The organism is Comamonas sp. CMM02 (assembly GCF_014851485.1).
Classification (GTDB): Bacteria; Pseudomonadota; Gammaproteobacteria; order Burkholderiales; family Burkholderiaceae_C; genus Comamonas; species Comamonas avium.
In genome coordinates this window covers 516,065-541,379 of sequence record NZ_JACUZW010000003.1, presented here as the reverse complement: position 1 = coordinate 541,379, position 25,315 = coordinate 516,065, and the positions used below count along the sequence as shown (strand labels likewise).

The 25,315-nt window shown below is 53.8% G+C and carries 23 protein-coding genes and 1 pseudogene; 8 read left to right on the top strand and 16 right to left on the bottom strand.

The features are described 5' to 3' along the window. Positions 1-36 precede the first annotated feature (36 nt). Positions 37-1,749, top strand: a complete 1,713-nt coding sequence (locus IB213_RS12005) for an autotransporter outer membrane beta-barrel domain-containing protein (RefSeq protein ID WP_192407203.1) — start codon at positions 37-39, stop codon at positions 1,747-1,749. Positions 1,750-2,326: 577 nt separating this feature from the next. Here the strand turns inward: IB213_RS12005 and IB213_RS12000 are convergent. The 5 genes and pseudogenes from IB213_RS12000 to IB213_RS11980 all read right to left on the bottom strand — a co-directional run. After that, the gene (locus IB213_RS12000) at positions 2,327-2,923 is read right to left on the bottom strand and encodes a hypothetical protein (RefSeq protein WP_192406735.1); all 597 of its coding nucleotides are present in this window, start codon (positions 2,921-2,923) and stop codon (positions 2,327-2,329) included. 237 nt (positions 2,924-3,160) lie between these two features. Continuing rightward, positions 3,161-4,972, bottom strand: a complete 1,812-nt coding sequence (locus tag IB213_RS11995; RefSeq protein ID WP_192406733.1) for a tyrosyl-tRNA deacylase — start codon at positions 4,970-4,972, stop codon at positions 3,161-3,163. Between the two features lie 61 nt (positions 4,973-5,033). Next, positions 5,034-5,993, bottom strand: a complete 960-nt coding sequence (locus IB213_RS11990; protein WP_192406731.1) for a hypothetical protein — start codon at positions 5,991-5,993, stop codon at positions 5,034-5,036. Between the two features lie 24 nt (positions 5,994-6,017). Next, positions 6,018-6,449, bottom strand: a complete 432-nt coding sequence (locus tag IB213_RS11985; RefSeq protein WP_192406729.1) for a hypothetical protein — start codon at positions 6,447-6,449, stop codon at positions 6,018-6,020. 697 nt (positions 6,450-7,146) lie between these two features. Next, positions 7,147-7,960, bottom strand: a pseudogene (locus IB213_RS11980) (helicase); the annotation flags it as partial. A gap of 107 nt (positions 7,961-8,067) precedes the next feature. On the opposite strand from IB213_RS11980, the gene gloA reads away from it, so the two are divergent. After that, a complete protein-coding gene (gloA, locus tag IB213_RS11975; RefSeq protein WP_225561088.1) occupies positions 8,068-8,508 on the top strand; it encodes a lactoylglutathione lyase in 441 nt (146 codons plus the stop codon). Positions 8,509-8,648: 140 nt separating this feature from the next. Here gloA and IB213_RS11970 read toward each other — a convergent pair whose 3' ends face one another. Continuing rightward, entirely contained in the window at positions 8,649-9,179 is a 531-nt protein-coding gene (locus IB213_RS11970; RefSeq protein WP_191724389.1) for an OmpA family protein, read from the bottom strand. 205 nt (positions 9,180-9,384) lie between these two features. Here IB213_RS11970 and pdxH point away from each other — a divergent pair, with 205 nt between their 5' ends. Then, positions 9,385-10,032 (top strand): pyridoxamine 5'-phosphate oxidase, encoded by a 648-nt coding sequence (pdxH, locus tag IB213_RS11965; protein ID WP_192406725.1) that lies wholly within the window; start codon positions 9,385-9,387, stop codon positions 10,030-10,032. Between the two features lie 144 nt (positions 10,033-10,176). Here the strand turns inward: pdxH and IB213_RS11960 are convergent, their stop codons facing one another. From IB213_RS11960 to msrA, 10 genes are all read right to left on the bottom strand, one after another. Next, on the bottom strand, positions 10,177-11,124 hold the full coding sequence (locus IB213_RS11960; RefSeq protein ID WP_191724387.1) for an AEC family transporter: 948 nt from the start codon (positions 11,122-11,124) through the stop codon (positions 10,177-10,179). A gap of 435 nt (positions 11,125-11,559) precedes the next feature. Continuing rightward, entirely contained in the window at positions 11,560-12,228 is a 669-nt protein-coding gene (locus IB213_RS18120; RefSeq protein WP_225561087.1) for a hypothetical protein, read from the bottom strand. Positions 12,229-12,253: 25 nt separating this feature from the next. After that, positions 12,254-12,691 carry a RidA family protein gene (locus tag IB213_RS11950; protein ID WP_225561086.1) on the bottom strand — a complete coding sequence of 146 codons (438 nt, stop codon included), beginning with the start codon at positions 12,689-12,691 and terminating at the stop codon, positions 12,254-12,256. Positions 12,692-12,786: 95 nt separating this feature from the next. After that, the gene (locus IB213_RS11945; protein WP_192406723.1) at positions 12,787-13,950 is read right to left on the bottom strand and encodes an MFS transporter; all 1,164 of its coding nucleotides are present in this window, start codon (positions 13,948-13,950) and stop codon (positions 12,787-12,789) included. Positions 13,951-14,020: 70 nt separating this feature from the next. Continuing rightward, positions 14,021-14,422: a MerR family transcriptional regulator gene (locus IB213_RS11940; protein ID WP_225561085.1), complete on the bottom strand. Its 402-nt coding sequence runs from the start codon at positions 14,420-14,422 to the stop codon at positions 14,021-14,023. A 452-nt stretch (positions 14,423-14,874) separates the two neighbouring features. Next, positions 14,875-16,929 (bottom strand): TonB-dependent receptor, encoded by a 2,055-nt coding sequence (locus IB213_RS11935; protein WP_192406721.1) that lies wholly within the window; start codon positions 16,927-16,929, stop codon positions 14,875-14,877. Between the two features lie 197 nt (positions 16,930-17,126). Continuing rightward, positions 17,127-17,492, bottom strand: coding sequence for a hypothetical protein (locus IB213_RS11930; protein WP_191724383.1), 366 nt, complete (start codon positions 17,490-17,492; stop codon positions 17,127-17,129). A gap of 19 nt (positions 17,493-17,511) precedes the next feature. Then, positions 17,512-17,814 carry a hypothetical protein gene (locus tag IB213_RS11925; protein ID WP_192406719.1) on the bottom strand — a complete coding sequence of 101 codons (303 nt, stop codon included), beginning with the start codon at positions 17,812-17,814 and terminating at the stop codon, positions 17,512-17,514. A gap of 18 nt (positions 17,815-17,832) precedes the next feature. Then, positions 17,833-18,306, bottom strand: coding sequence for a transcriptional repressor (locus IB213_RS11920; RefSeq protein ID WP_192406717.1), 474 nt, complete (start codon positions 18,304-18,306; stop codon positions 17,833-17,835). 74 nt (positions 18,307-18,380) lie between these two features. Beyond that, a complete protein-coding gene (gene msrA, locus IB213_RS11915; RefSeq protein WP_191724380.1) occupies positions 18,381-18,917 on the bottom strand; it encodes a peptide-methionine (S)-S-oxide reductase MsrA in 537 nt (178 codons plus the stop codon). Positions 18,918-19,071: 154 nt separating this feature from the next. On the opposite strand from msrA, the gene IB213_RS11910 reads away from it, so the two are divergent. The 5 genes from IB213_RS11910 to IB213_RS11890 are packed head-to-tail and all read left to right on the top strand — an operon-like array spanning position 19,072 to position 25,304. Then, positions 19,072-19,728 (top strand): TetR/AcrR family transcriptional regulator, encoded by a 657-nt coding sequence (locus IB213_RS11910; protein ID WP_191724379.1) that lies wholly within the window; start codon positions 19,072-19,074, stop codon positions 19,726-19,728. Then, a complete protein-coding gene (locus tag IB213_RS11905; protein ID WP_225561084.1) occupies positions 19,725-20,921 on the top strand; it encodes an efflux RND transporter periplasmic adaptor subunit in 1,197 nt (398 codons plus the stop codon). The genes IB213_RS11910 and IB213_RS11905 overlap by 4 nt, the downstream gene beginning before the upstream one ends. 21 nt (positions 20,922-20,942) lie before the next feature. After that, on the top strand, positions 20,943-24,164 hold the full coding sequence (locus IB213_RS11900; protein ID WP_192406715.1) for an efflux RND transporter permease subunit: 3,222 nt from the start codon (positions 20,943-20,945) through the stop codon (positions 24,162-24,164). 49 nt (positions 24,165-24,213) lie between these two features. Beyond that, positions 24,214-24,921, top strand: coding sequence for a protein-L-isoaspartate O-methyltransferase (locus IB213_RS11895; protein ID WP_191724377.1), 708 nt, complete (start codon positions 24,214-24,216; stop codon positions 24,919-24,921). A 35-nt stretch (positions 24,922-24,956) separates the two neighbouring features. Then, positions 24,957-25,304, top strand: a complete 348-nt coding sequence (locus IB213_RS11890; protein ID WP_191724376.1) for a rhodanese-like domain-containing protein — start codon at positions 24,957-24,959, stop codon at positions 25,302-25,304. Positions 25,305-25,315 lie beyond the last annotated feature (11 nt).

The following is a 25,315-nucleotide window of genomic DNA, read 5'->3' as shown; positions in this document are numbered from 1 at the left end:
GATACTCACAGTTTCCTCATAGTCCAAAGTGGGGGCGTGTTTACCAACAACACTAGCTTCACTCTGACCAACAGCGGCACGCTGGACAACGGCGGCACGCTGAAAAACTTCGGCACGCTGAACAACGAGTTTGGAGGCACGCTGATCAACAATGGCACTTTGCAGCTAGACTCGGGCAGCACATTCAATAACAAAGGCACGCTGGGGGGAAGTGGCACTGTTGTTGGCAGCGTCACCACGCAGGCTGGCAGCACCATAGCGCCGGGGCAGGTCAATACCAATAGCCCCTTGGATATGACGCTGACCATTAACGGCGACATGACTTTCAATGCTACTTCCACTTTGCAGGTGCGGGTAGATCCACTGACCACCACCGCAAGCAAACTGGTAGTCACCGGCACAGCCAATCTGGATGGCAAAGTCCTGCATGTAGGCAATGCAGCAAACCCAGCCACTGACTTTGAGGTGGGCAAGACCTACACCATCTTGACGGCAAACGTGATCAGCGGAAAGTTTACATCTGCGAGTTCTGACTTTGCGTACTTAAAGGCTGATTTGCACCATGACATCAAAGAAGTGACATTGACGCTGGAGCGCAATAACGTTGCATTTGCAGATTTGGCGCAAACGGGCAATCAAGCTGCGGCAGCCAATGCGGTGGCAGGCATGTCGAACACCCATGGGGTGTACAGATATGTGCAAGGGTTGAGTGCAGCCGGTGCGCCGGGGGCATTTGCCGCGCTCTCGGGTGACCCGCACACCAACTGGCAGTCTGGCTTGCAAAGCCTCAGCGCCCGCGCTTCTGGTCTGGGTACCCAGCGCATGCACAGCAACCTGACAGCGGGCTACCGCCCCGGTGCAGCAATTGCCCAGTCTGGCGGCACTTTGCCCGCATCGGCCTGGCCAACCTCTAAAGCCTTGCCTGCGTGGGCAGAAGTGGTGGGCCACCGCCAGAGCCTCAATGGTGATGGCAACGCCGCCAAGCTCACGCAAAACGTGTACGGCCTGTTTATAGGGGCTGACGAAGAAGTGGGCAGCAGCGGCTGGCGCGTGGGGGGCTCTTTGGGCTTTACCACGGCGGACGCCAAGGTAAAAAGCCGTGATGCATCGGCAGACACCAAGAGCTACAGCGCATCGGTCTACACAGGCAAAGGCTTTAGCCATGGGGCAAACCGCGTGAACGTCATGGGTGGTCTGGCTTATACCCACCACCGCATTGACAGCCAGCGCAGCGTAGCGGCCTTGAGCCAGAACCTCAAAGCCAAGTACAACGCCAGCACCTTGCAACTGTTTGGTGAAGTGGGCTACGCCATGGGCCAGTACAGCAAGCAGGGGCTGGAGCCATTTGCAGGCATCAACATCAGCCAGCAGCGCGTGGGCAGTTTTCAGGAAAGCGGCGGTTTTGCTGCCTTGCGCGGCGAGAGCCGCAACGACACCACCACCAGCACAACGCTGGGCGTGCGGGCCCACAGTGACATCAAGCTGGCAGGCAAGGATGTACGCCTCAAAGGCACGGTGGGCTGGCGCCATGCGTGGGGCGGTGTCAAGCAAACCGCCACCTTGGCGTTTGAAGGCAGCAACAGCTTTACCGTAACTGGCGCACCACTGGCACGCAACACGGCACTGCTGGGCCTGCAGGCTCAAATGGAGCTGAGCCGCCGCGCGGCGCTGGAGCTGGGCTACCAGGGAGAATACGGCAGCGGCACGCGTGACAACGCCGTGAATGTCAAAGTGCGCTGGGCCTACTAAACGTTGCGCCTGAGCTGAAAGAACAAACCCTTGCCGGTGCAAACGGGCAGGGGTTTTTTTAATGACTGGCTGCAAAACGGTTGGAGGTCCCCTTGATGCAAGAGTCTGCAGGGTATGACAGGGGTGATGCCCACAAGTTATGGATTACGCACTGTGGTGGATTCCAAAAAACATGGCCAAGCTTGTCGTTGGGAGTGCCGATTGAGGCCATGTTCAGTGTCAAAGAATGATGGCGCACCCAAGTCAGTTGAATCAAGCGCACAATGTATTTAACATAATATACATTGTATATTTATTCAAGAGCTCAAAAAATTGCCCCGTAAGGCCTTTGAACCACTTCTTAACATTCGCAGCGACAACTGACCGTTGACGCACGGTTTGAACTCTATGTGGCAGATCCAGCCCTGAACCCACGCGGCAAGCACGTTCATGCGGTGATTCAGTTTGAATTGCAATGGTCGCTTGCTCCATCTTTTATGCTGACGCGCCGTTTAAGAAATCCAATTCAATTACAAGCTTTTAATAAAAATCCCCAAGATTTCTATCATTGGGGATTTGTATCCAGTAAGATTATTGTTTACTTAAATTCTGATGCGATAATCCAGTTCGCAGCATTTCTTTTAGTATTGGTGTTAATATTTTCGCGATGATCTCCGATTTTTCGTCCACTAATTTTATAGATCTCTAGGCTGACACCTCCTATCTTTAGAGCTTCAATCAAAGCCTTCGGCTTATTCTTGTAGCCAATATTATCTTCTCCTGTTATGAGGTTTACATTCATTGCTTCCTTAATCGCGTCGTTAGGGACTTTTACTGCCCACCCTCCCTGATTATCTTTTACAAGAACAATATTATGAATCCAAGCATTTTCGCTTGATCTCAATTTTTTCTCAAAATTCGAAATAGCCTCTAGATCGTTGGGTAACGCATTGAAAGTCAAATAGTTATGTGGTGGAATATCATCGCGAAGTTTTGGCAATTTGCTTGATTTAATTGATTCTGTAATTAATTTATCCGACGTTGCGTCCCATCCAGGGAAAAAAGGTCCATTTGGCTGTTTAGCGTTCATCGGCTGACCTTTGCCATGTACAAGACTCGACCACTTTGCTCCAAGGCTTTGGATTAAATCAGCTTCCTTTTCCGAAATTTCCCATATCACAAAATTTCCAGACATATAAATCCTAACAATTAAATTTCAAAAAACGAATAGTTTCTCTCTAATAAACCCAATATGCAAAAAATGAGTTTAACTACAATGTTTCTAAGTATAGATAAACACCAATATGATTAAGTGTATTCTGAGTTAAACATTTAGCACACATTTGATCTAGAGGAGAATTACGAGGTGTTTACGTTTTTAACATTTTTAAAAAATTAATCGCTGATACGTAAAAAGTAAACACCTCATAATTTACGCAGCTTTCATCAGCTCCAGTTCTGCCTTGCAATTTTCCAATACTGCAATTCTATTGTCTGACTGCTTTTCTCTATGATGAGAAATTTCTGTCAAACGCAAACTAGCAGTCTTAAAGTATTCTTTAAGCTCTGCGCCTGTTATATAGGCACCTTTAAGTTTATTTAGTTTTGAGGCTCCTTCGGAAAAGGAACTGCTGAAATTTGCAGAAACTACAGCAACCGCATACCAATCTGATGATTGACTCAAAAAGAATAAATCAGTATTTTTAATAAGTGCTTTTAAAGCATTGGAGCGAAGTCGTGTGCTGCTTGCAGTTTTCTCAAAATATTCAAGTTGATTTTCTGAATTTGTAGCAACCTGCCCCATGAAATCCGCAAATGATTTGAAAAAGAAAGCAATTTCACGGACAATTTCCTGCATCCGTTTCAATGCGCTGATACTGATGTTAAGTGATTCAATCGACAGCTGAAGTGTTTCTTCTTCGGTCTGCTGTCCTTGCAGCAAAACTTTAATTCTCTCAAGCTCACCGCTTTGGTTACGCCTTTCTTTTTCGTATTGCTCAGACTTTTCCAACATTTGCATTTGCATTTCACGCAAACTTGTGGCCTGTCCTTGGAGTTTGTCAGAAGCCTTTTCGATTGCTTGACTCATTTTCTCAAGACGACCCTCTAATGCAGCAATACCTTCAGTTATAGTCTTAATACGATCACTTGCATCTAAATTTGCTTGCCTGCGGCTTTCAATTCTTTCTTCAATTTTATCCTTAGTATTATTATTTTCTTCTTTATCTTTAGCTACCTTCAACTCTTTTATTTCATCATTATTTTTTTTAATTAAATCGTTTTCTTTGACCAGCTCAGCTTTTTTGTCATGAATTTCACTCTCTGTACTGATAGCTTCGTCAGTACTTCCCTCTCCGGCCTTAGCACTTGACTTTGAGGCTGCGGATGCACATGCTGCAGCTCCAATCGCGGCACCTCCTGAGCTCATCAATGCAACTGCAGGAATAACTGTGGCCACGACCTGAGCGGCTACATTTACTATGGACATAATAAAAGCACGCTCTTCAGCACTTTCAGCCTGTTCTTTAAAACTTTGTGCTTGTTTCTCAAATTTCTCTACTTGAGCGCGCAAATCTTCGACTAGGCTCTCAATCTTTGCACGTTGTGCGTTGTTTTCATTAATCTGTCGTTTGATCTCTGCAGCGTTATCTAGTCGCTTACTCAAACTAATTTCGCTTTCAGCTGTAATCTTTTCAGTATCCAGAATAATTGTGTCGTATTCAGACTCTACAGCTTGCAGTGCTTTTTGAACCTCAATTGCTTTTTTCTGAATGTTTACAGCGAGCTGGATAAGGTCTACTTTAACGAAGTCAATGACTTCCGCGACATCCTTGTCCGTATGTACTTCAGCAACGACTGGTGCACGAATGTCAAGCCAATCTGGAAAATTATCTCTTAAAGAATTACTGATATTTTGTGCGCAGTTCATTGCATGGTTCATCGTCCGCATGCTATTGTGCTGTGCATCAATTAAGCGACTCATAAGGCTACTGATTTGCACACGAATTTGCCCTTCTGCTTGAGGTGTTGTGTTGTATGCAATGTAGAGTAAATCAATCGCGTTGTCGGTGTCACGCTTGGCGTTAGTAATGTCGTAATTACCTTCTATGCGTTTAACACTCAAGTTAACGATCGACGAATTTGCCAATGGCAGTGTCAATGGTGTATTGACACGCATCTCTTCAAGAGTCATGTCGATTTTATTAATTAACGCAATTTGATCGTTGTTAGTTTCTTTGGACATTTTTTTCCTTTGAATTTAAAATAAATAAATCTGTCTCAGCGAATACTTTTAGAAATTACTTTCACGCCGCTGTACATACATTGGCAATATTCTGGGGAACAGGCTCGTGAGAGCTTATAAAAATCAAGCAAGCCTTACCCATTTCAATAGCCAACTGCTCATTCATTCTCATAACACTTCTTGAAATAACACTAGCGCGCTCGTTTTCTGGCATGCCGTTAATCTTTGCCAGTTCATTATCAAATGCATCCATTGATCCTATGTAGGCATGCTTTGCTTCTATTTTTTTGGAGATCTCTTTATTTAAATCTACTAATTTTTGTTCAGTTCCACTCGCTTCTTCCTGAAGCTTTGCTCGCCCATTTGCTGTTAATTCATATTCCTTCTGAAGCTTTTTCATCTGCTCGACAGCCTTCGCTCTTTCGACCAGTGCAATGTTGCGGCTATTGTTGTTGTTATTTAGATCACTATTGAAATTATTCAGTTCTCTATCCCAGCCTTTTATTGCTTCGATAGTGCAATTCACCCAACCGTAGAATGGAATAGCGCACATTGCCTTTCTTCGTGCTTCATTGTCCTTATATCTCTGAATACTTCTCTTGGTTTCATCTATCTTTTCTTGAGTATTTTTTATTCGTCCATTTAATTCACTAATAATTTTATCTTGCTTACCAATATCTGCATTGGTTTCAACAATACTTTTTTCGAGTTCTTTCTCTTTGTTTATTTGGTCACTCAATTGAATTTGTAATTCATTACTTGAACGCTCTGCTGCTTTTCTTCCCTCTTCTAAATAGTTAATTCGTTGATCCAATTCATACTGAATTATTTGTGCAGACTTACGTCTTTCCTCTAGTTTTTCAATATTTATTTCTGTTTCTGACGAAGTGAACGCAAATACCGAATTAGCACCCACAATCAAGCACAGAACTACTGTACTTGCCTTAAAGAGTGACGAAAAAGAATTAATCATTTTTTCCCCTATACCAAATACGTTTTTTATAAGATCAGATTTGCGCATAAATTATGCGAATTTTAATTTATGCTATAAGCTGCCTGCGCTACAGCAGTATGCAAGAATGAAAGTATGCAGTTGTGGCTTATCGTTTGGAACTAAGCTACGAATATCGCTATTAAGTTTCTTCATTACTGAGGTATCAGCATCTGGCGCATCAGGTAAATTTGTATTGAAATCATGCACGATGAGCTTGATTGGATGACCATCGGAAGTTACTGGGTTAGCGAGTTTGCGATCTTCATCAGCAAATTTTTCTTCTCTTCGCGCTACGACACCTACTTTACCTTTGCAGCGTCCATGGGTTCCAGACATTATGTGAATTGTATGACCTGCTCCTTTCATATTCATTCCTATAGATTTAATGGCAGCTGCAACGTCACTAACGCTCATTGGATCGTGAAATCCCCATATTGCGACTGCGTTTTCTTGATCAGGACTGATTTTTACGAGTTTGGGCATGTTGCCTCCTTTTAGTTAACGTGATTACCGCTAAAAACATTAGCTAAGCGGCTATTAAATGCAGTGCATATACACTGCATGGGGAACACTTTGAAATTTTTTAAAAATAATTGGCTTTTATATTTATAAAAAATAATGTTAGCTGCCCTAAACAACAATATATCTTCGCTGTTAGAAAATATAGTTAACACATTTCTTAAAATTTTTTAAGCGAAATACTTCAAATTGAGAATTACTTAAATTGGTTATTTATCACCTTCTGAATAATTATTGGTATTCAAATTTTTTCTATTTCCAGTTCAACTATCTAGGGTTTATATGAATTTCTGCTTAATAAAGTTGTGTGATTTCTACCTCTAACTACGCACAGGGCATGACTCTCACTAAATTTGGATACAGAAAATTACATCGCATTTGCTTTTGCTTGCACATCACTGAAACTAGGTATTTTTGGGTCTGAACGAAAATTATTTTTTGAATAAATTGACTTTGGTCATGACACCATTTCAGATGGTGAGAATCTCTCGTTAAGTTGCAAAGATTGCTAGAGCTATGGGCAACGCTTAAAAAATAAAAAGCCCAAGCACCGAAGATGCTTGGGCTTTTTTTCTAAGAAAAAAGCGATTCCCTGGCCAAGGCCATTTCAATGCTCTTCCCGTGACTATCGTTTAGGACATCCAGTCCACTTTCAGGCACATAGATCCAGACCTGTTTTAACCAGCTCAGGATTGGTGATGAGCACGTTAATGCCCCGCTCCACCTGATCGGCCACCCAGTCCTCGCGTTTAGACGCATCCACGGTCGCCCGCAGCACGCCTATCTTGAAGCCACGTTCCTCCAGCAAGGCTTTAAGCCGTGCCGTGGTGTCCCTGGTTCCTGAATAGATTGAGTAGGCAAGCACCTTGCGGCGCTGCGCCTTCTCCTGCATGCACAGTTCAATGAGCTTTTCTTCCTTGGGCGACAGAGTTCTCCTTCCTCGAACATGGCCTGTTGCATGAGCAACACCGCCTTGGTGCGTGTATGGCGAACAGTTTCCGCTCTGAGCTGCAATCTGGCCAGGCAAGCTGCACGTTCATCACGACACCCAATAAGGTGCTGTCCTTCATGTCCACCGCCTGCTTGAGAATCGTCACCAGCTTCATAGACGTCTCACGATAGGCCTGCTCCTGGTCTTCCTGCATGGCGACTTCCATGAAGGACTCGTCATAAGCAGGCAGCACCTTCTGGCCAATGTCGCGCAGTTTCAAGAACACCGTGATCAGCAGCACGTAACGCAAGATGCCCACGGGGCCAAAGCCTGGAGCCTTACTCGTACGGACCGTCAAGCCCTTGGCCGTGCGGTGTGAGGTTGTTGCAGATTCCTTGTACACGTCCTTGAGCACGCCATGCTCACGTATGAAAGCCATGGTCGCGCCCGCCATCGATCCTGTCTTGGACGGCCTGAAACCGTCCTCAATCATGACCGTTGGGTTCATCTGCCACAGGAGATGAAACAAGTCACCGTCATGCCCCTGATTCCCGCATGCAGCTTGCTTTTAGGTTCAAGGCTATCTAGCAGTCACTTGGCATGGATTTGCCTGTTTGTGCGAACTTGATGGCTTTTATGCACAATAAGCGCATGCGATTTCTACACACGATGCTGCGCGTTGGCAATCTTCAGCGCTCGATTGATTTTTATACCCAAGTTCTGGGCATGCAGTTGCTGCGTACCTCAGAAAACGCCGAATACAAGTATTCGTTGGCCTTCTTGGGCTTTGAAGGCGGCAATCCTGCTCAGGCAGAGATTGAGCTGACTTACAACTGGGGCACCGAAAGCTATGACATGGGCACCGCCTATGGCCACATCGCACTGGGCGTGCCAGATGCCTATGCCGCTTGCGACAAGATCAAGGCTGCCGGTGGCAATGTGACCCGTGAAGCTGGCCCTGTTAAAGGTGGCTCTACGGTGATTGCTTTCGTGACCGACCCTGACGGCTACAAGATTGAGTTAATTCAGGAAAATTCTCGCGCTCACCAGCATAGTGATACGGCGTCTGTTGACCCCCTGCGCGCTGCCTGATCTACGGGCTGTGATAAGTATAAAAATGGCATCTCACGGTGCCATTTTTTTGTGCCAAAGTGCTGCTCATGTGTGAGCGTACTCAGTGGCTCAACCACAGATGACCCTGCTGTTGAGCGCGGCTGCCTTGGCGCTATCAATCACTCAACCAAAGTGACCTCAACACGCCGAGCTTCTGCGTAGCTGCCCAAAATCACGGCAACAGCTGGCTTTTTAAGCACGATGGATTGCTCTGGCGCACCCAGATCAATCAGACGCTTTTGCACAACGATGGCACGTTTTTTTGCCAGTTCTGTGTTTTGCACAGGGTCGCCGGTTTCATCGTGAAAGCCAGAGATCTGAACGCGCTGGCCACTCTGGACCGAGACGACGATGTCCTTGAGTGCATCGTCTGCGCCATAAACCAGCTCAGTGCGACCAGGTGCAAAGAAAAACTTCACCAGCCCCTGCTCCACGCGGTAGGACGACACTTTATTGAGCACGATGGCCGAAGCTGCCAGCGTGGGTGGCTCATAGGCAGCCAATTGAGGGGCGGCAGCCGCCAGCGTCACGGCTGCAGGTCCGTTCAGCGGCTCTGCATCGACCGAATAAGACACAGTCAAAGCAATCAATGCGGCAGAGAACACCAGAGTGAGCAGCGGTGGTTGAACATCGTCGGATGGTTGTGACATGGCCTCTTCCTCAATGGGTGCAGCATTAGGTAGTGATCGCGCTGATCTGGCTGGCAGCTGCAGGTGTACGGATGGGTGTGGTGTCTATATATGTAACATTATTAACAAATGTGCAAGTATTTTTATCTGCTCATCGTCAGAAAACTCAGGAAACTTGCAGCAAAGGCACGAAGGCGCGCCTTGGGCTGGGTGCACAATTGATGCTATGAGCCAAATTTCTGCCCACATTGCCGATTTGCGCAAAAGCTATGAACGCGCTGAACTGAGCGAGGATGCCTCGCACAGCAGTCCTCTGCTGCAGTTTGACCAATGGCTGCAAGAAGCCGTCAACGCCCAGGTCAATGAGCCCAATGCCATGACCGTGGCTACCGTAGGCAACGATCTGCGCCCAAGCACGCGGATTGTGCTGATCAAGGGCTACGACGAGCGCGGTATTGTCTGGTACACCAATTACGGCAGCCGCAAAGGCACAGAGCTGGCGGGCAATCCGTTTGCCGCGCTGCAGTTTCACTGGGTGGAGCTGGAGCGCGTGGTGCGCATTGAAGGCCGTGTCGAGCGTGTGAGCGACGAAGAAAGTGATGCCTACTTTCACAGCCGCCCTCTGGATTCACGCATTGGCGCCTGGGCCAGCCCGCAAAGCCAGGTGATCAGTGGCCGCGGCGTGCTGGTGGCCAACGCCGCCAAATACGGTGCGCAGTTTTTATTGAACCCGCCGCGCCCTGCGCATTGGGGTGGTTTCCGGTTGGTGCCCGATCGCTGGGAGTTCTGGCAAGGCCGAAAGAGCCGTTTGCATGATCGCCTGCGCTATGAACTGCACCACCGTGAGTGGCTCAGAGAACGGCTGGCCCCTTAAGGCTGGTGCTGCATGGCGTGAAAGCGCAGGGCAAATAAAATAGCTGCCAAGGCTTATGCATCAATGGTTTCATATATAAAAGTATCTGAAACCATTGCCTTATAAGCGTTGGCTGCTCCTTTTGATGATTATTTTGGATTGACTTCAATATCCAATTTTTTCCAGCAGCAGCAATACGATGGGCAGTGTCAGCAAACAAATGCCGGTAGAAATAGCGATGCTGGCTGTCACCTCCTCCTGCCCCACACCGTAGCGCTGGGTGAACATGTAGACATTCGCGCCTGTCGGTAATGCAGCTGCCAGCGCCATGGTGGCCATGGGCACACCGCGCAGGCCAAACAGCCAGGCCACGGTAATGAACAAGACGGGGTGCACCATGGTTTTGACCAGAGCAATGCGCACGGCCGGTTTGATCAGGCTGCCCAGCTTGCTGTATGCCAGCGTAACCCCCACCAGCATCAACGCAATCGGCCCCAAGGCTTGGCCTAGCAACTGCATGGGTTTGTCGATCACGCCGGGAATGCTCCACCCGGTCTGGGCGAAAAGCAGACCGACAATGATGGGTAACGGCACAGGGTGAATCACGCTGTTCTTAATGGCTTGAGCCAGGGTGCGCGCCAGCCCCTGGGGCTGGCCTTGAGTGCTCAACTGCCTTGCCTGTGCCAGCTCAAACACCACGGTGCCGCAGCCCAGCAGCACCAGTGCGTGCACCGAGATCAGCGTGAACAAGGTGACCAGCCCTTCCTGTCCAAAGGCCAGACCGATCAGCGGAATGCCGATCATCACGTTGTTGCTGAAGGTGTGCCCCAAGGCACGGGCGGCGGCCAGCGTGTTGAAGCCAAAGACCAGCATGGTGCCGGCAAAGATGATGCCAGCGGCCAGAAAGTACAGCACGATGGGGCTGAAATCCAGATCGCCCACCTTGACGGTGGACATGGTGCGAAACAGCAGCGCCGGGGTCAGCACATAAAACACCAGATTGGACAGATCTTTGACTGCAGAGGCCCGAATCCAATCGACTTTTGCGGCGATGAAACCCAGAACAATCAACAACACCACAGGCATCAAGGCGGTCAGCGCAGGGGACTCCATGTATTCACACTTTTAAAATACGGCCGCTTTCAAGTCTTGCGTGGCAATCACACAAGGTCTGAAACCGCTGATGGGGCAATAGGTTAGCTCTGTTTGGGGCTGCTGCATGGGAGCGCGGCATTGCGGGCTGGAGCCACGCAGAGCCATGAAAAAGCAAGCCACTAAGGCTTGCTAAGGCGCGTCTGGGGCTCGCTTGGAGATCATAGCCCAACGTTGCGCGTTCCATAGAGAACGAAGGGTGCGCAGCGCTGGGTGGCGACTCGGGCCAAGCCAGCCAGAGGAAGGGCTAAGGGCAGAAAATAGCAGCGGATCTGGTTCGCGCCATGTGCCTGTGCCGCGGCCCCCGTCTTCTAGCGCTCAGAGCACCTTGGCTGTCCACCGTTTTTTCTCTGAGCCTTGTCGCGTTCAGTGCCGGGGTGCCAATCGGCTGCCGCTTCAGCCCGCTTGTGTCTTGAGCCAGCTATCGTGCAGCCACTTTTCGGTCTTGCGATGCCCAGGAAAGGTGACCCAGACGATGTCGCGCTCAAAAACCATCGGCTTTTCATCGCTGCCAACAATGACCCAGAACCAGCGCCCATCGGCCAGGTTCCGGGCCTTGACTTTCATACCCGTCAGAACAATGGTTTCGCTCTTGCCATCGCGCTGCACAAGGATGGGCTCATCGTGCGGGTCAATCCAGCTGATTTTCATGCGTGGCAGCAAATCTGGAGCGGTTTGTTGCAGAAATTCGCGTGCAATCTGCTCACTGCGCTGGCGCGTTGGCAGCGGTTTGCCTGCCAGATCTAAAGAAATGTTTGCAAAGCCTTTCAGCTTGCCATCAGCCGCCAGCACGGCGCTGAAGTGCTCGCCCTCCAGCCCGGCATTGCGGCCATCACGGCGTTCATAACGCAGCAGCTTCGCGGCCTGTCCATCGACAGACACGGTGCGCTGGGATGCCTGTGCGTGCGTGCCGGGAACTGAATAAGAAAGATCGGTTGTAACGTTGGTCGAATGCGAAGTCATGTCTGAACTTTCCTGGCTGGAAGTGAAGGATTGGGCTAAAACAGCGCTGCCTGTGGCCACTGTAAGTGCGGCAGTCAGTGCGATACGGTGAAAACGTGTCATGGATGAATCTCCTCTTTCAATGGGTTCAGTTGGACAAGGGAAACTGGGGGGCGCCTGGCGGCAGTACGGCCACTGCATCTACCTCGACCAGGACGTCAGGGTGAAACAGCTGCGCCACTCCAATCAGTGCACTGGCAGGTGGCTGCGCCAGGTCAATGAAACGGTCGCGGGCACGGCGGATAGCCGGCAATTGGTTCGACTGCAAATCGCGCACATAAATGGTGATGCGGGCCAGATGGACTGGCGTGGCGCCAGCCGCTTGCAGCGTCACATTCAGATTCTTGAAGACTTGATCCAGCTGGGCTTCAAGGCCTGCCCGAAGCACGATGCCGTTCTCATCCATCGGCACATGGCCGGACAGGAACATCAAGCGGCCACGCTCAACCACCATGGCCGAAGAGATACCGGGTATGGCAGCACCCGCAGGATTGATGGGTGCAAGCATGAAGTTTGCAGGGGGCATGGCGGGCTCCTTGTGGGCTGAAATTTTGGGATTAGCCAGCGCGCTTGCGCACAACGGCAGCGCTGCCGACAACGTTAAAAAACGGCGACGGGGGTTCATGAAATACGGTGCTCCGACGGTTGAGGTACTGAAGGGCTGCGCGACGACCAGCCATTGACCACAGCCGCCGCTCCCAGCAATGCAGCGATGGGTGCCCATAGCAGTGCACCCCAGCCATGCGGTGCCAACGCCTGCGCAACGGGCGGCGCGATGCTGGCGCCAACAAACAAGAAAAAGGTGTAGAGCGACATGGCCCGAGCACGAAAGTCGGCCGTTGCTCTGCTTGCGACCGTGCCAATCAGCCCCGGCACAGCCAGCGCAATGCCAGCTGACAGCAGCACGCTGGCCGCTGCTACCCACCCAAAGCCATCGAGTAATCCAACCATCAGTGCAATGGCCGACAGCACCAGGCCTGCGCGCGCGGTATGCACTGGCCCTGCCCGGCTGACCAGCCGTGCCGCCACAAGGCAAATCAGCAATGGCGGCAAGCCAGCAAGGCGCAGGGTTTGCAGCTGGTTTTCAGAAAAACCAGTGATTTGGGCACCTGCGTGCAAGCTGACGAAAGCAAATAACACGGTGCAAGCGGCCAGCCATGCCCCCATCAGTTGTGTTTGCCGCCACATCGGCACGGAGTTCGCTGCAATGGCACCCTCTTTTTCCCGCGCCATGCCAGTTGGTAATAAACGATACAAACCAACGGCCAGCAGGACATACCCAGCTGCCAATGCCAGCATGATGACGTGCAGGCCCAGACCAGCGAACTGCGCTGCAAGCAATTGGGCGGCTGGCGCTGCTGCCAGAAAGGCAAAGCTCAGCAAGGAAATACCCAGTGGGCGACGCCCCGGTGGCAACGTTTCTGCCACCAGTGCCAATGCCGCGGGCGGAAAGCCTGCCGCCACCAAGCCCTGCAATGCCCGCGCCCCCAGCAGCATGTTGAAGCTGGGCGCAATCGCCACCACGACACTGGCGCCAGCCGTAGCTACCAGACTGAACAGCAGCACTGTTCTCCTGCCGTGGCGATCTGACACGCTGCCCAGCAGCAAAAACCCAGCCGCATAGGCAAAACCAAAGGCACTGCCTGCCCAGGCCGCTTGCCCTGTTGTGACCTGCCAATTTGATGCGAGTGCCGAGGTCATCGGCAGCGTGACATAGAGCTGGCCAACTATCAGCACAGCCCCCAGCATCAGGAGCAGCAGCAATCGGTAATTTTGGGTTTTCATCAAAATCAACCTTACGTTAAGTGTAGATTAAACTTAAAAAAAGGGGCGACGCAAAGCCTCCCCATCTGGATTACGACTGTTTACGTGCCACTTCGATGAGCGTTTTCATGCGCGCAATATTGGTCACAAGGTCACGCTCGAAAGCCTGCATTTCGCCCAGCTTGGCGCGCGTGGCCTGCAGCTGGGTTTGCAGAATCTTCAATACCTCCTCCTTGCCTTTGATACCGCTGGGGTCATCGAAGTACAGATCAATGACCTGACTGATCTCTTCCAGGCTGAGGCCCAGACTCTTTAAAGCGGCAATCTTCTCCAGCCGCTGCACGGCCTGCCCGTCATAGTATCGATAGCCTGCGCCTTCGCGCTCTGCAGGACGCAGCAGACCCATTCGTTCGTAGTAATGAATGGTGCGGTGGCTGACCCCCGCCCGTTGAGCGAGTTCACCGATCTGCAAAAGAGCCTGGGATGACGACATGAAAAAACACAACCTGACGTTAAGTAGAGCTTTGATTCTAGGTGGCAGCCTGAAGGCAGTCAACTCACAAAGCGCCAATGGTGTGTTCATGGTGAGCAAGGGAGCTTGAAGATACGCTTGCTCTCAGTCTGGGCCGTGGCTGCACAACATGCCACCTTTAACTGGGTGCATGACCGTGCCAAGTCATTACATAGCCCCGCAAAAACGACGTTGAAGTCGTGGCCAAATAAAAAACCGAAGGCTGCACCGGCAGCTTGCCGGGCTGTGCTTCGCAGTTGCACCATGGGTGAAGCCATGCCACGCACAGTGCAAATTCCTGGCTCAGAGCCGCTAACACCACACCTGATACGTCGTTGTTTCGCCTTGTCGTACGCCTGTACTGCCTGCGGCTTCACATCTCGTCTCAGTCGCAAATCTGCGATTTGCTAGGTGGTGTTAGCTGCTCTTCGTCGTTAAAAGTCCATGCGCAGACCTACGGTGATATTGCGCCCTTTCAGTGGTGCAGCGCGTTTGATGGCCGAGGTGTGGGCGTAGCCCAGTCGGTCCGTCAAATTCTCGGCCTTCACCGTCAGTTGCAGCGGACTGTTGCTAAAGCGGTAGCTGGCAGCCAGATTGAGCATGCCGTAGCCGCCCGTAGCTGTTTCGTATTCGGCCGTACGGTTTTGGCGCATTACTTGCGCCCATTCGGCCTGCCCTTCCCAGCCCTTCCAGCTGCCATCCACCCGCAGGCCCATGCGGGCAGCCGGAATACGCGGCAGGTGTTCACCACTGGCCAGCTTGGCACGCACCAGATCACCAAACAGGCTGACACCCACAAAACGGTTGATGCGTTGGCGCACCTGGGCTTCTACACCCGTAAAGCGGGCATTGGCCTGCGTGTAGTGCTGCAGCTGAAAGCCATCGTGCGCATCCACTGTGCGACCGTAGATATAGCCTTGAATCTGGTGGTGGTAGGCATTGGCACTCCAGGTGGTGGCCCCTGCGGTTTTGCGCAAACCAATGTCCCATGCGTTGCTGGTTTCTTTGCTCAGGTTGTGGTCGCCCACCTCCCAGCTGTTGGTGGCCATGTGTGGCCCATTGGCAAACAGCTCTTCGGCCGAAGGCAGGCGCACTGCATGACTGAACGATGCGCTTGCCTGCCAGCCCGGTTGAAAATGCCAGACCGTGCCCAGCGAAGCAGAGGTGCCGCTATGGTTGCGCTCGACCTGGCTTTGCAGCGCCTTGACGCTTTGCTGGTCATGGCGCAACGCGGCCTGCCAGCGCCAGTCACCTGTTTTCATCTCTTCGAGCATGAACACGCCCCACTTCTGGGTGCGGGTGGGCTCGACATAGGCTTCTTCGCCATCCGCGCGGAAATTGCGTTGCCCGGTGTGCAAGCCCAGCAAACCGCGCCAGCCGGCAATGGGAGCGTGCTGCAGCTCGAAGCGCGCGTCGTGTGCGCGGTTGCGAAACTGCGTTGCCACCTCATCACCTTCGAGTTCATCGTGGGCGTAGCGTGTATGGCTGCCCTTAAAGCGCAGCGCTTCAATGCCCGCCACCGGCGCACGCCACTCACCGCGTACATCCCAGCGGTGGCTGGTCATATCAACAATCGGTGTGCCCTCACCCTCTTCGTGCACATGGCCCCCGTGCGAGCCGCAGTGCAGGTGATCGCCATGAGGATGGCAGTCGCTGTGTTCATGGCCGGGCAAGCCGTACTCAGCACGCTGGGTGGTATAGGCGGCGCCCAGATAGCCGTCGCTTCCCACCCAGGACAGGCCCATGCTGCCGGAGCTGCCCTGGCTGTAACTGCCGGGCACTTTGCGACCGCCTTCTTCGCTGCGCCAGCCACGGCCTGCGCGGTAGTCGCTGGCGTTGCGGCCTGCGGCTTCTACCCGCAACACCAGCGGGCCTGCACCCGTCGTCAGGCCCATGGCACCGCTCTTTTCATTGGCTGCACTGCCCCAGCGCACTTCGGCAGCACCTTCCACAGCTTTTGAAGGGCGTTGCGTGGGCACTTTCTCGTCCACCACATTGACAACGCCGCCAACGGCACCGCCATGCACCAAGGCTGCCGGGCCTCGCAGAATTTCAACCTGCTTGATCAGCAAAGGCTCGGTAGCCACGGCGTGGTCGGGGCTGATGGTGGAGGCATCGTGCAGCTCCATGCCATTGGCCAGCACGCCCACGCGCGGGCCGTCCATACCGCGGATGATGGGGCGGCTGGCCCCAGCACCAAAGTGGGTAGCGTGGATGCCCGGCTCACCCGTCAGGCTGTCGCCCAGCGTGGCACCGCGGCGCAGTTGCCAGGCTTGTCCATCCAGCACGCTGACAGGAGCCGCCATATCTTGCGCCGCCAGCCCCAGGCCTGTGGCCGTGACGGTCACGCTGGGCAAGTGTGTGGTTTCTTGGGCAGGCGCGCCGTCTTGTGCCAGCGCGGCGTGCACATGCGCCACGTACAAGGTTGCAGCCAGAGCTACGGGGTGGAAAAAGTGCGGATTCCAAGTCTTTGAATGCAAAGGCTTCATGATGTCTATGTATCTCTGTACCGAAGACGCACGCAGGCGCTGCGAGCCCAGCCGTTCAGGACGCAGGCAGCAGACAGCGGCTGCAGCACGGGGTCAGCCGTGGCAGTGCATCAGAAAATTTGAATAAAAAATGCCTATAGCGCTTATGCATAAAGCGCTGACAGCTCATTTTTTTGAGAGAAATAACAAAGGCCTGTTCAGGCCATGAAGCCTTCTGGCGGAGCGCGGGCCAGAAAAATACGAATGGGTGACGGAAGCAAATGCGCTTCACTGGTCCACTCTGGGGGCTGTGCAGGCTGCGGATGGATGACCGCAACAGCTGGTGGCGTAGCGCTGGCACCATGCCCCAATTGATCAATAACCAGACAAGCAAGGGCATCGTGCCCGGCAAACCATGCAGCTACGCCATGGGTATGTTCGGCGGCCTGGGTCTGCTGTGTCAGTTGTGGTGCATGAAGCACCTCGTGCATGCGTCCCAAGGCCGGTGCCAGCACCAAAGCCATGGCCAGCCACCACCCCAGCAAGGGCGTGCGCAGAGCGTGCATGCGGGAAAACAAGTTCATAGCTTGAAAGGGCTACACCTTAATGGCTGTGGCGCATGCCGCAGTTTTTACCCAAAGCCAGTCCCTTGCAGCTGGCTTGCAACTGTTTGAGGCAATCGTCATACAATTTTCCTGATGCCAGGCATTGCGCGGCCTGCTCGTGTGCGCGGGCCATGCTGCGGTGGCGCTCAATGTCTTGCAGAGTATGCGCATCCAATTGCCTGGCAGGTTGCGTCTGCGCCGAAGTCTTGTTCGCAGCATCGGGGGCATGACCGTGGTCGTGCGCCCATGCCGGCATTGCCAGCAGGCATGCCGCTGCAGCTGTGCAGATCAGTGATTTCATAGTTCCTCTTGAGGGTGGTTAAAAAAACGGGGGTTTTGCGTCACCAGCGCACTGTGCGCATTCGCCTTGCACAGCAACATCCAGCATTGGCTTATGCACTCCCGTGCTTTGCACCAGGGCTTCGCGCAAGGCGTGCAGCGCAGCCTGCACAGCGGCGGCACCCGGGTCCAGCGTGATGTGCTGGTGGCAGGCCGTGCACTCCAGGTGTGCCGAGGCGGTGGGGGCTGTGGCATCCACCACAAAATAATGAGTGATGCGCTGTGCGTTAACCGTGCGCTGCAGTAAACCCGCCTGGGCCAGCCGATCCAGCGCGCGGTATACCGTCACACGGTTCACTGGTACGCCCTGCTCGTGCAAAGCCGCTTCAACCAGCGGCTCGGTCCAGCCAGCTTGTGGCTGCTTGGGCAACAAAGACAGCAAAGCCTGCACAGCACGCGTGGCACGCATGCCTGCAGGCAATGTCAAAGCGGTGGGTCTTGGGTGTGTGGGCATGAGGGCGCATTAACGCAATACAGTTGCATTATGCCCGCACAAACCAGCGCAGCAACCTTTGTGAGGCGCTGGTTTTAGTCTTTCTTGGCGTATTGCGAGAAAGTCTGCAGAAACTTGTGCACCTTGGGCCCCACCACGTAGGCACAGTAAGCCTGGTGCGGATTGTTGGCAAAGTAATCTTGGTGGTATGACTCTGCAGGCCAGTAGCTTTGCAGTGGCTGCACCTCGGTCACGACGGGCACACCAAAGAGGTTCTGCTCGTTGAGTGCCTGCACAAAACGGGTAGCAATATCGTTTTGCTGGCTGGACGTGGTGTAGATGCCGCTACGGTATTGGGTTCCCACATCGTTGCCCTGGCGATTGAGCGTGGTGGGGTTGTGGGTGCCAAAAAAGATTTCCAGCACGGCTTGCAAGTCGATCTGCTGTGGATCAAACGTCAGCTTGACCACCTCAGCATGCCCCGTCGTTCCTTCGCAGATCTGCTCATAGCTGGGGTTGGGTACTTGCCCGTTGGCATAGCCACTTTCCACATCCAGCACGCCCTGAACCCGGTCAAACACAGCCTCGGTGCACCAAAAACAGCCACCACCTAAATAAATAATTTCTTGCATGGGGCATTTTTACACTGAGTCAGCGATGCTGGCTGACAGGCGGTGAGTGCTTAACTGTAGGACATTAAGCTGGCTTGACGGCGGTTCCACAGTTTTTTATATTGCATTTACTGACCACCTGGTCATTTCAACCCATCCCACTTTTTCTGGCATTTTGAGCACTGTCCCCACCCCTGCCCCCGCACCATCGCGCCGCGCACGCCGTAAAGAGGCGCGCCCTGCAGAGCTGCTGGAGGCTGCAACCCGCCTTTTTGTAGAGAAAGGCTATGCCGCAACACGGGTGGAGGAAGTGGCCGCACTGGCCAACGTTTCCAAAGGAACTTTGTTTCTGTACTACCCCAGTAAAGAGGCATTGCTCAAAGCCGTGGTGCGTGAAAACATCGCAGGGCGTTTTGCTGAATGGCAGGCACAGCTGCAAGACTTTGAAGGCAGTACGCCCGATTTGGTGCGGTATGCATTTGCGGTGTGGCTGGAGTGCATTGCGCACTCGCCGGCTGGTGGCATTTGCAAGCTGATGAGCAGCGAGTGCTGTAATTTCCCAGAACTGGCGACGTTTTACCTGGAAGAAGTCATCTACCCCGGCAACGCCCTGATCCGCTGCATTTTGGCGCGCGGCATCGCACGCGGGGAGTTTCGCAACGTGGATCTGGACGCCGGCATCCACTTGATCGTGACGCCCATGTTCTCTTACATACAGTGGCGCCATTCGATGGGCGTTTGCTACCCGCAGTCCATGGGTGTCAGTGCTGAAGTCTATTTTGCGACCCATATTGACAACCTCTTGCGCGGCTTGGCTGCATCTGCGGCATGACACAGCCTGCTCAACCCTCAACTTCGCGCCGCCTTCCCACATGGATGTGGCTGCTGGCCGTCGTCAGCGTGCTGGCCATTGTGTGGGGCATGTGGCGCGCGCTGGAAAGCCGCAGTGCCAAAAAAGAAGCACTGCAGACCAGCGTGACAAGCCCGCCCCCCAGCTTGCGCATTCCACCTGAAGAATGGCTGCTAGCGCGCCCCCGTGCCATGCCGCTGGGTATTGCCATCACGGGCAGCCTGTCAGCGGTCAACAGTGCAGTTGTCAAAGCCCGCATTCCCGGGGAGCTGCGTGATTTACAGGTCCGCGAAGGTGATGCGGTAGCGCAGGGCCAGGTGATTGCCCGGATCGACCCCACCGAATCAGATGCCCGCTTTCGCCAGGCCAAGCTGCAAGCCGATGCAGCACAGGCGCGGGTGGCTATTGAGCAGCGGCAGTACGACAACAACCGCGCACTGGTTGAAAAAGGTTTTATTTCCAGCACAGCGCTGAGCACCTCGTCTGCCAATTTACAAGCCGCGCAGGCCAACTACGCGGCCGCTCGCGCAGCACAGGACGGTGCCCGCAAGAGTCTGGATGACACCGTATTGCGCAGCCCCATTGCGGGCCAGGTGGCGCGGCGCATGGTGCAAAACGGTGAACGGGTGAATGTAGAAGCAGCGATTGTCGAGGTGGTTGACCTCTCGGCTTTAGAGCTGCAGGTACAGCTGCCCGCCAATGACTCCGCCTCCGTGCACGTTGGGCAAACAGCCCAGCTGCTGCTGCGTGCAAGCAACGGGCAGGCTGCACAGAACCTGCAAGCCCGGGTGGTACGCATCAACCCCAGCGCGCTGGAAAGCAACCGCGCAGTGCCCGTGTATCTGCAGCTTGCATCCCAGAGAGCCAGCCAGCTGCGCCCTGGCATGTATGTAGAAGGATTTATTCAGACGGGCAGTACCGAGGCCCTGGCGGTACCGCTGCATGCTGTACGCACCGATCAGCCCCTGCCCTATGTGCAGACCGTGCAAAACTACGTGGTCATGCACACCCCAGTCAAGCTGGGCGTGCAAAGTGTGGGAGAGGCACAGACATGGGTTGCAATCGATGCGGGCCTGCAAGCCGATCAGGTGGTGCTGGCAGGCCGCCTGGGCGGTTTGCCAGCTGGCACGCGTGTGCAATTGATGCCGGCAGAGCCTGCCCCGCCCTCGCAGTAACTGTCCAGAAAGCACAGCCGCATGTGGTTTACCAAGGTCAGTTTGCACAACCCTGTCATGGCCACCATGGTGATGCTGGCTTTTGTAGTGCTGGGCTTGTTTTCTTACCAGCGGCTGTCTATCGAGCAGTTTCCAAACGTCGATTTCCCCGTCGTGGTGGTGTCTGTGGATTACCCGGGTGCTTCGCCGGAAGTGGTGGAAAGTGAAGTCACCAAACGGCTGGAAGAGGCCATCAACTCCATTGCCGGCATCAACGCCCTCACCTCGCGCAGCTATGAAGGCAAAGCGCTGATCATCATTGAGTTTCAGCTGCAAATTGATGGCCGCAAAGCGGCAGATGACGTTCGCGAGAAAGTAGCCACCGTGCGCCCACTGCTGCGCGATGAGGTGAAAGAGCCGTGGGTGCTGCGCTTTGATCCGGCCAGCGCACCCGTATGGTCAGTGGCTGTTTTGCCGGACAGCCACACACAAATCGAAGGCACGCAGCCGCTGACACCCGTGCAGCTCACCACCTGGGCTGACCAGGTTCTGAAAAAACGTCTGGAAAACGTACGCGGCGTTGGAGCCGTGAACCTGGTTGGCGATACGCCACGTGAAATCAATATCTATCTGGACCCTGCCGCATTGCAAGCCTATGGAATCACTGCGGCGCAGGTGGTTAACGCCGTACGCAGTGAAAACCAAGATTTACCTGTTGGCAGCATTCGCTCACTCCAGCAAGAACGTGTGGTGCAGATCAACGCCCGCATCCAGCGGCCCGAGCAGTTTGCCGACATCATCGTGGCCCAGCGCAGCGGTGCTGCCGTGCGGCTGGGGCAGCTGGCACGCATCAATGATGGTGCACAGGAAGTAGAAAGCCTGGCGCTGTACAACGGCCAGCGTACGCTGCTGCTGTCGGTGCAAAAAGCACAGGATGAAAACACCATTGAAGTCGTTAAAGGCCTGAACCAGGCCATCCATGATCTGGGTGCCGAGCTGCCTGCAGGCATCAAGCTGGAGACCATTGCCGACTCTGCACGCCCCATTCAGGTGGCCGTCGACAACGTTCGGCAAACCTTGATTGAAGGCGCATTGCTGACCGTTGTGATTGTGTTCTTGTTCCTCAACTCCTGGCGCTCCACCATCATCACGGGGCTGACGCTGCCCATTGCGTTGATTGGCACTTTCTGGTTCATGTACATGTTTGGGTTTTCCATCAACATGGTCACGCTGATGGCGCTGTCGCTGTGCGTGGGCTTGCTGATCGACGACGCCATTGTCGTGCGCGAGAACATCGTGCGCCATGTGCAAATGGGTAAATCGCCCTACAACGCGGCCATGGACGGCACACAGGAAATTGGCCTGGCCGTGCTGGCTACCACCTTGTCCATCGTCGCGGTGTTTTTGCCCATTGGTTTCATGGGCGGCATCATTGGCAAGTTCTTTCATGAGTTCGGCATCACCATCGTGGCTGCTGTGCTGATTTCAATGTTTGTCAGCTTTACGCTGGACCCCATGCTCTCCAGTGTGTGGCACGACCCGAGCATTCATGCGCGTGGCTCAAAAGCACAGCCACAGCCCCGTGGCAAGCCAACGCTGTATGAGCGCACGCTGGGGCGCATCACCGCGTGGTTTGACCGTGCAACCGAAGATCTGTCAGATCTGTACCAGCGTTTGCTTCGATGGGCACTGCGGCACAAATTGCCGACCGTGCTGATTGCTGTGGCAATTTTCATCGGCAGCGTACTCATGCTGCCCCTGCTGGGTTCCGAATTTGTGCCCAGTGCTGATTTCTCTGAAACGCAGGTCAAATTCGAGACCCCGCAAGGCTCCTCGATTGAGGCCACAGAAGCCAAAGCCCTGCAGGTGGAGGCGATCATTCGAGCCATGCCCGAAGTCAGCTACACCCTCACCAGCATCAATACCGGGGGCGCTGAAGGAAAGCACTCAGCCAGCATCTTTATCCGGCTGGTAGACCGCCACCAACGCCAGCGCAGCTTGCAAGACATGTCGCTGGTGCTGCGTCAGGCATTGCGCACGGTTGCGGGCATCATCGTCACCCACGTTGGCTTGCTAGAAGCCGTGGCCGGGCAAAAACAAATAGAGTTTTCACTCATGGGCCCCGATCTGGGCGAGCTGGACCGGTTAAACCAGCAAGTGCAGATGCAGCTGCAGCGCATTCCAGGCCTGGTCGACATTGATACCAGCTTGCAGCCGCCCAAACCCATTGTGAACGTTGAAGTACGCCGCGATGCTGCTGCTGACCTTGGACTGTCCGTAGCAAGTATTGCCGGCAACTTGCGCACCTTGGTGGCGGGAGAAACGATTGGCAACTGGCGCGCCAGCGACGACCAGACCTATGACGTCAATGTCCGCCTGGCGCCTGAGGCGCGCACACAGCCGGAACATTTGCAGCATCTGCCTTTTGCGCTGACGGGTGCCGATGGCAGTACGCGCATCGTGCAGCTCAGTCAGGTGGCTGACGTGGTGCAAGCCAGCAGCCCCAGCCAGATCAATCGCCGTGCCATGACGCGTGAGGTGCAATTTACGGCCAATGTGTCGCTGCGCTCGGTGGGTGAAGTTTCAGCCGACATCACCAAGACGCTGAACAGCATGCAAATGCCACCCGGCTACCGCTGGGAATTTGGCGGCTCGACCAAGAACATGAACGAGTCGTTTGCATACGCCCTGTCCGCCTTGGCTCTGGCAATTATTTTTATTTACATGATTTTGGCCAGCCAGTTCAAAAGCTTTATTCAACCGCTGGCGCTGATGACCTCATTGCCCTTGACGTTGATTGGTGTGGTGCTCGCTTTGATGATGTTCAACTCAGCCATCAGCATGTTTTCCATCATTGGCATCGTCATGCTCATGGGTTTGGTCACCAAAAATGCTATTTTGCTGGTGGACTTTGCCATTCGTGCGCGGGGCGAGCACACCAATGAACACGGCCAGATTCAGCAGGGCCTGCCCCGTGAGCAAGCACTACTGCTGGCCGCCAGAGTGCGGCTGCGCCCTATCTTGATGACCACCTTGGCCATGGTCTTTGGCATGGTGCCTCTGGCTTTTGCCGTGACCGAAGGCTCAGAACAGCGCGCCCCGATGGGACAGGCCGTGATTGGCGGAGTCATCACCTCCTCGCTGCTCACCTTGGTGGTTGTGCCGGTGGTGTACTGTTATTTGGATGATTTGACGCAATGGGTCAGAAAGCTTTGGAAGGGTCGTGAGGCCCGCAACGCGGCAAACCTGCCCCCACACTCGTAGAATCGTGAGTTTGTTCCAGACAAGCCATCCCACAGCGGAGGAGACCACAATGAATTTGCCCCTGAACAGCCTGCTTGATCGCAACGACACTACTGAAAACGCCCGCTACAACATGGTGCAGCAGCAAGTGCGTCCATGGAACGTGGATGACAACGGTGTGCTTGACGCGCTCTACACAGTGCGCCGTGAAGATTTCACGCCCCCCGCACACTACAGCCTGGCGTTCATGGACGTGGAAGTGCCATTGAGCGACGATGCGCTAGCCATCGAGCAGGGTCTGTGCATGTTTCAGCCCCGCGTAGAAGCGCGCATGATCAACGACCTGGAAGTGCAGCCCCACGAGCGCGTGCTGGAAATCGGCACCGGCTCTGGCTACAGCGCGGCCCTGCTGTCCAAGCTGGCCAAAGAAGTTGTGACGCTGGAAATCAATGCCGATCTGGCAGAGATGGCCCGTGAAAACCTGACCGATGCTGGCTGCACCAATGTCACCGTGCGTGTCGCTGATGGCTCTAAAGACACACTGCCTGAAGGTCCGTTTGATGTCATGTTGCTCAGCGGTTCAGTCGAAGTGCTGCCCAAAGAATTGCTCTCGCACCTCAAGGACGGCGGGCGACTGGGAGTCATCGTGGGCCAAAAACCCATCATGCGCTACACCGTGGTGAGCAAGCAAAACGGCACCATTACCACGACCGAGCCATGGGACATTGTCGCTCCTCGCCTGCAAGGCTTTGCCACCGCACCGCGTTTTGCGTTCTAAGTTTCAAGCCTGTTGACATCGCCGGAGAGATTTTTATGTTTTACCAAGTTCGCCCTTCCCTGCTGGATGAGTGGTTGGGCCAATTTGACGGTGGTGTCAGCAAACCGCTGGTACTGGATGTCCGTGAGAAATGGGAGTGCCAGGTGGCCAGCGTTGCACCCAGCGACAAATTTGAGCTGCTGTGCATCCCCATGGGGGAGATCACCTCGCGCCTCAATGAGCTCGATCCTGATCGCCCTGTTGCCTGCCTGTGTCACCACGGTGCCCGCAGCATGAGTGTGGCTGCGTATCTGGCACGCGCAGGCTTTGATGCGGTGGCCAACATCACCGGCGGCATTGCCGCCTGGTCAGATGAACGCGACCCGACCGTGCCGCAGTATTGAAGTTCGATTTC

Bases quoted from the DNA above. Each gene is read 5' to 3' on its own strand.
- IB213_RS12000 (WP_192406735.1), bottom strand. From the start codon at position 2,923: ATGTCTGGAAATTTTGTGATATGGGAAATTTCGGAAAAGGAAGCTGAT.
- IB213_RS11995 (WP_192406733.1), bottom strand. From the start codon at position 4,972: ATGTCCAAAGAAACTAACAACGATCAAATTGCGTTAATTAATAAAATC.
- IB213_RS11990 (WP_192406731.1), bottom strand. From the start codon at position 5,993: ATGCGCAAATCTGATCTTATAAAAAACGTATTTGGTATAGGGGAAAAA.
- IB213_RS11985 (WP_192406729.1), bottom strand. From the start codon at position 6,449: ATGCCCAAACTCGTAAAAATCAGTCCTGATCAAGAAAACGCAGTCGCA.
- gloA (WP_225561088.1), top strand. From the start codon at position 8,068: ATGCGATTTCTACACACGATGCTGCGCGTTGGCAATCTTCAGCGCTCG.
- IB213_RS11970 (WP_191724389.1), bottom strand. From the start codon at position 9,179: ATGTCACAACCATCCGACGATGTTCAACCACCGCTGCTCACTCTGGTG.
- pdxH (WP_192406725.1), top strand. From the start codon at position 9,385: ATGAGCCAAATTTCTGCCCACATTGCCGATTTGCGCAAAAGCTATGAA.
- IB213_RS11960 (WP_191724387.1), bottom strand. From the start codon at position 11,124: ATGGAGTCCCCTGCGCTGACCGCCTTGATGCCTGTGGTGTTGTTGATT.
- IB213_RS18120 (WP_225561087.1), bottom strand. From the start codon at position 12,228: ATGACACGTTTTCACCGTATCGCACTGACTGCCGCACTTACAGTGGCC.
- IB213_RS11950 (WP_225561086.1), bottom strand. From the start codon at position 12,691: ATGCCCCCTGCAAACTTCATGCTTGCACCCATCAATCCTGCGGGTGCT.
- IB213_RS11945 (WP_192406723.1), bottom strand. From the start codon at position 13,950: ATGAAAACCCAAAATTACCGATTGCTGCTGCTCCTGATGCTGGGGGCT.
- IB213_RS11940 (WP_225561085.1), bottom strand. From the start codon at position 14,422: ATGTCGTCATCCCAGGCTCTTTTGCAGATCGGTGAACTCGCTCAACGG.
- IB213_RS11935 (WP_192406721.1), bottom strand. From the start codon at position 16,929: ATGAAGCCTTTGCATTCAAAGACTTGGAATCCGCACTTTTTCCACCCC.
- IB213_RS11930 (WP_191724383.1), bottom strand. From the start codon at position 17,492: ATGAACTTGTTTTCCCGCATGCACGCTCTGCGCACGCCCTTGCTGGGG.
- IB213_RS11925 (WP_192406719.1), bottom strand. From the start codon at position 17,814: ATGAAATCACTGATCTGCACAGCTGCAGCGGCATGCCTGCTGGCAATG.
- IB213_RS11920 (WP_192406717.1), bottom strand. From the start codon at position 18,306: ATGCCCACACACCCAAGACCCACCGCTTTGACATTGCCTGCAGGCATG.
- msrA (WP_191724380.1), bottom strand. From the start codon at position 18,917: ATGCAAGAAATTATTTATTTAGGTGGTGGCTGTTTTTGGTGCACCGAG.
- IB213_RS11905 (WP_225561084.1), top strand. From the start codon at position 19,725: ATGACACAGCCTGCTCAACCCTCAACTTCGCGCCGCCTTCCCACATGG.
- IB213_RS11900 (WP_192406715.1), top strand. From the start codon at position 20,943: ATGTGGTTTACCAAGGTCAGTTTGCACAACCCTGTCATGGCCACCATG.
- IB213_RS11895 (WP_191724377.1), top strand. From the start codon at position 24,214: ATGAATTTGCCCCTGAACAGCCTGCTTGATCGCAACGACACTACTGAA.
- IB213_RS11890 (WP_191724376.1), top strand. From the start codon at position 24,957: ATGTTTTACCAAGTTCGCCCTTCCCTGCTGGATGAGTGGTTGGGCCAA.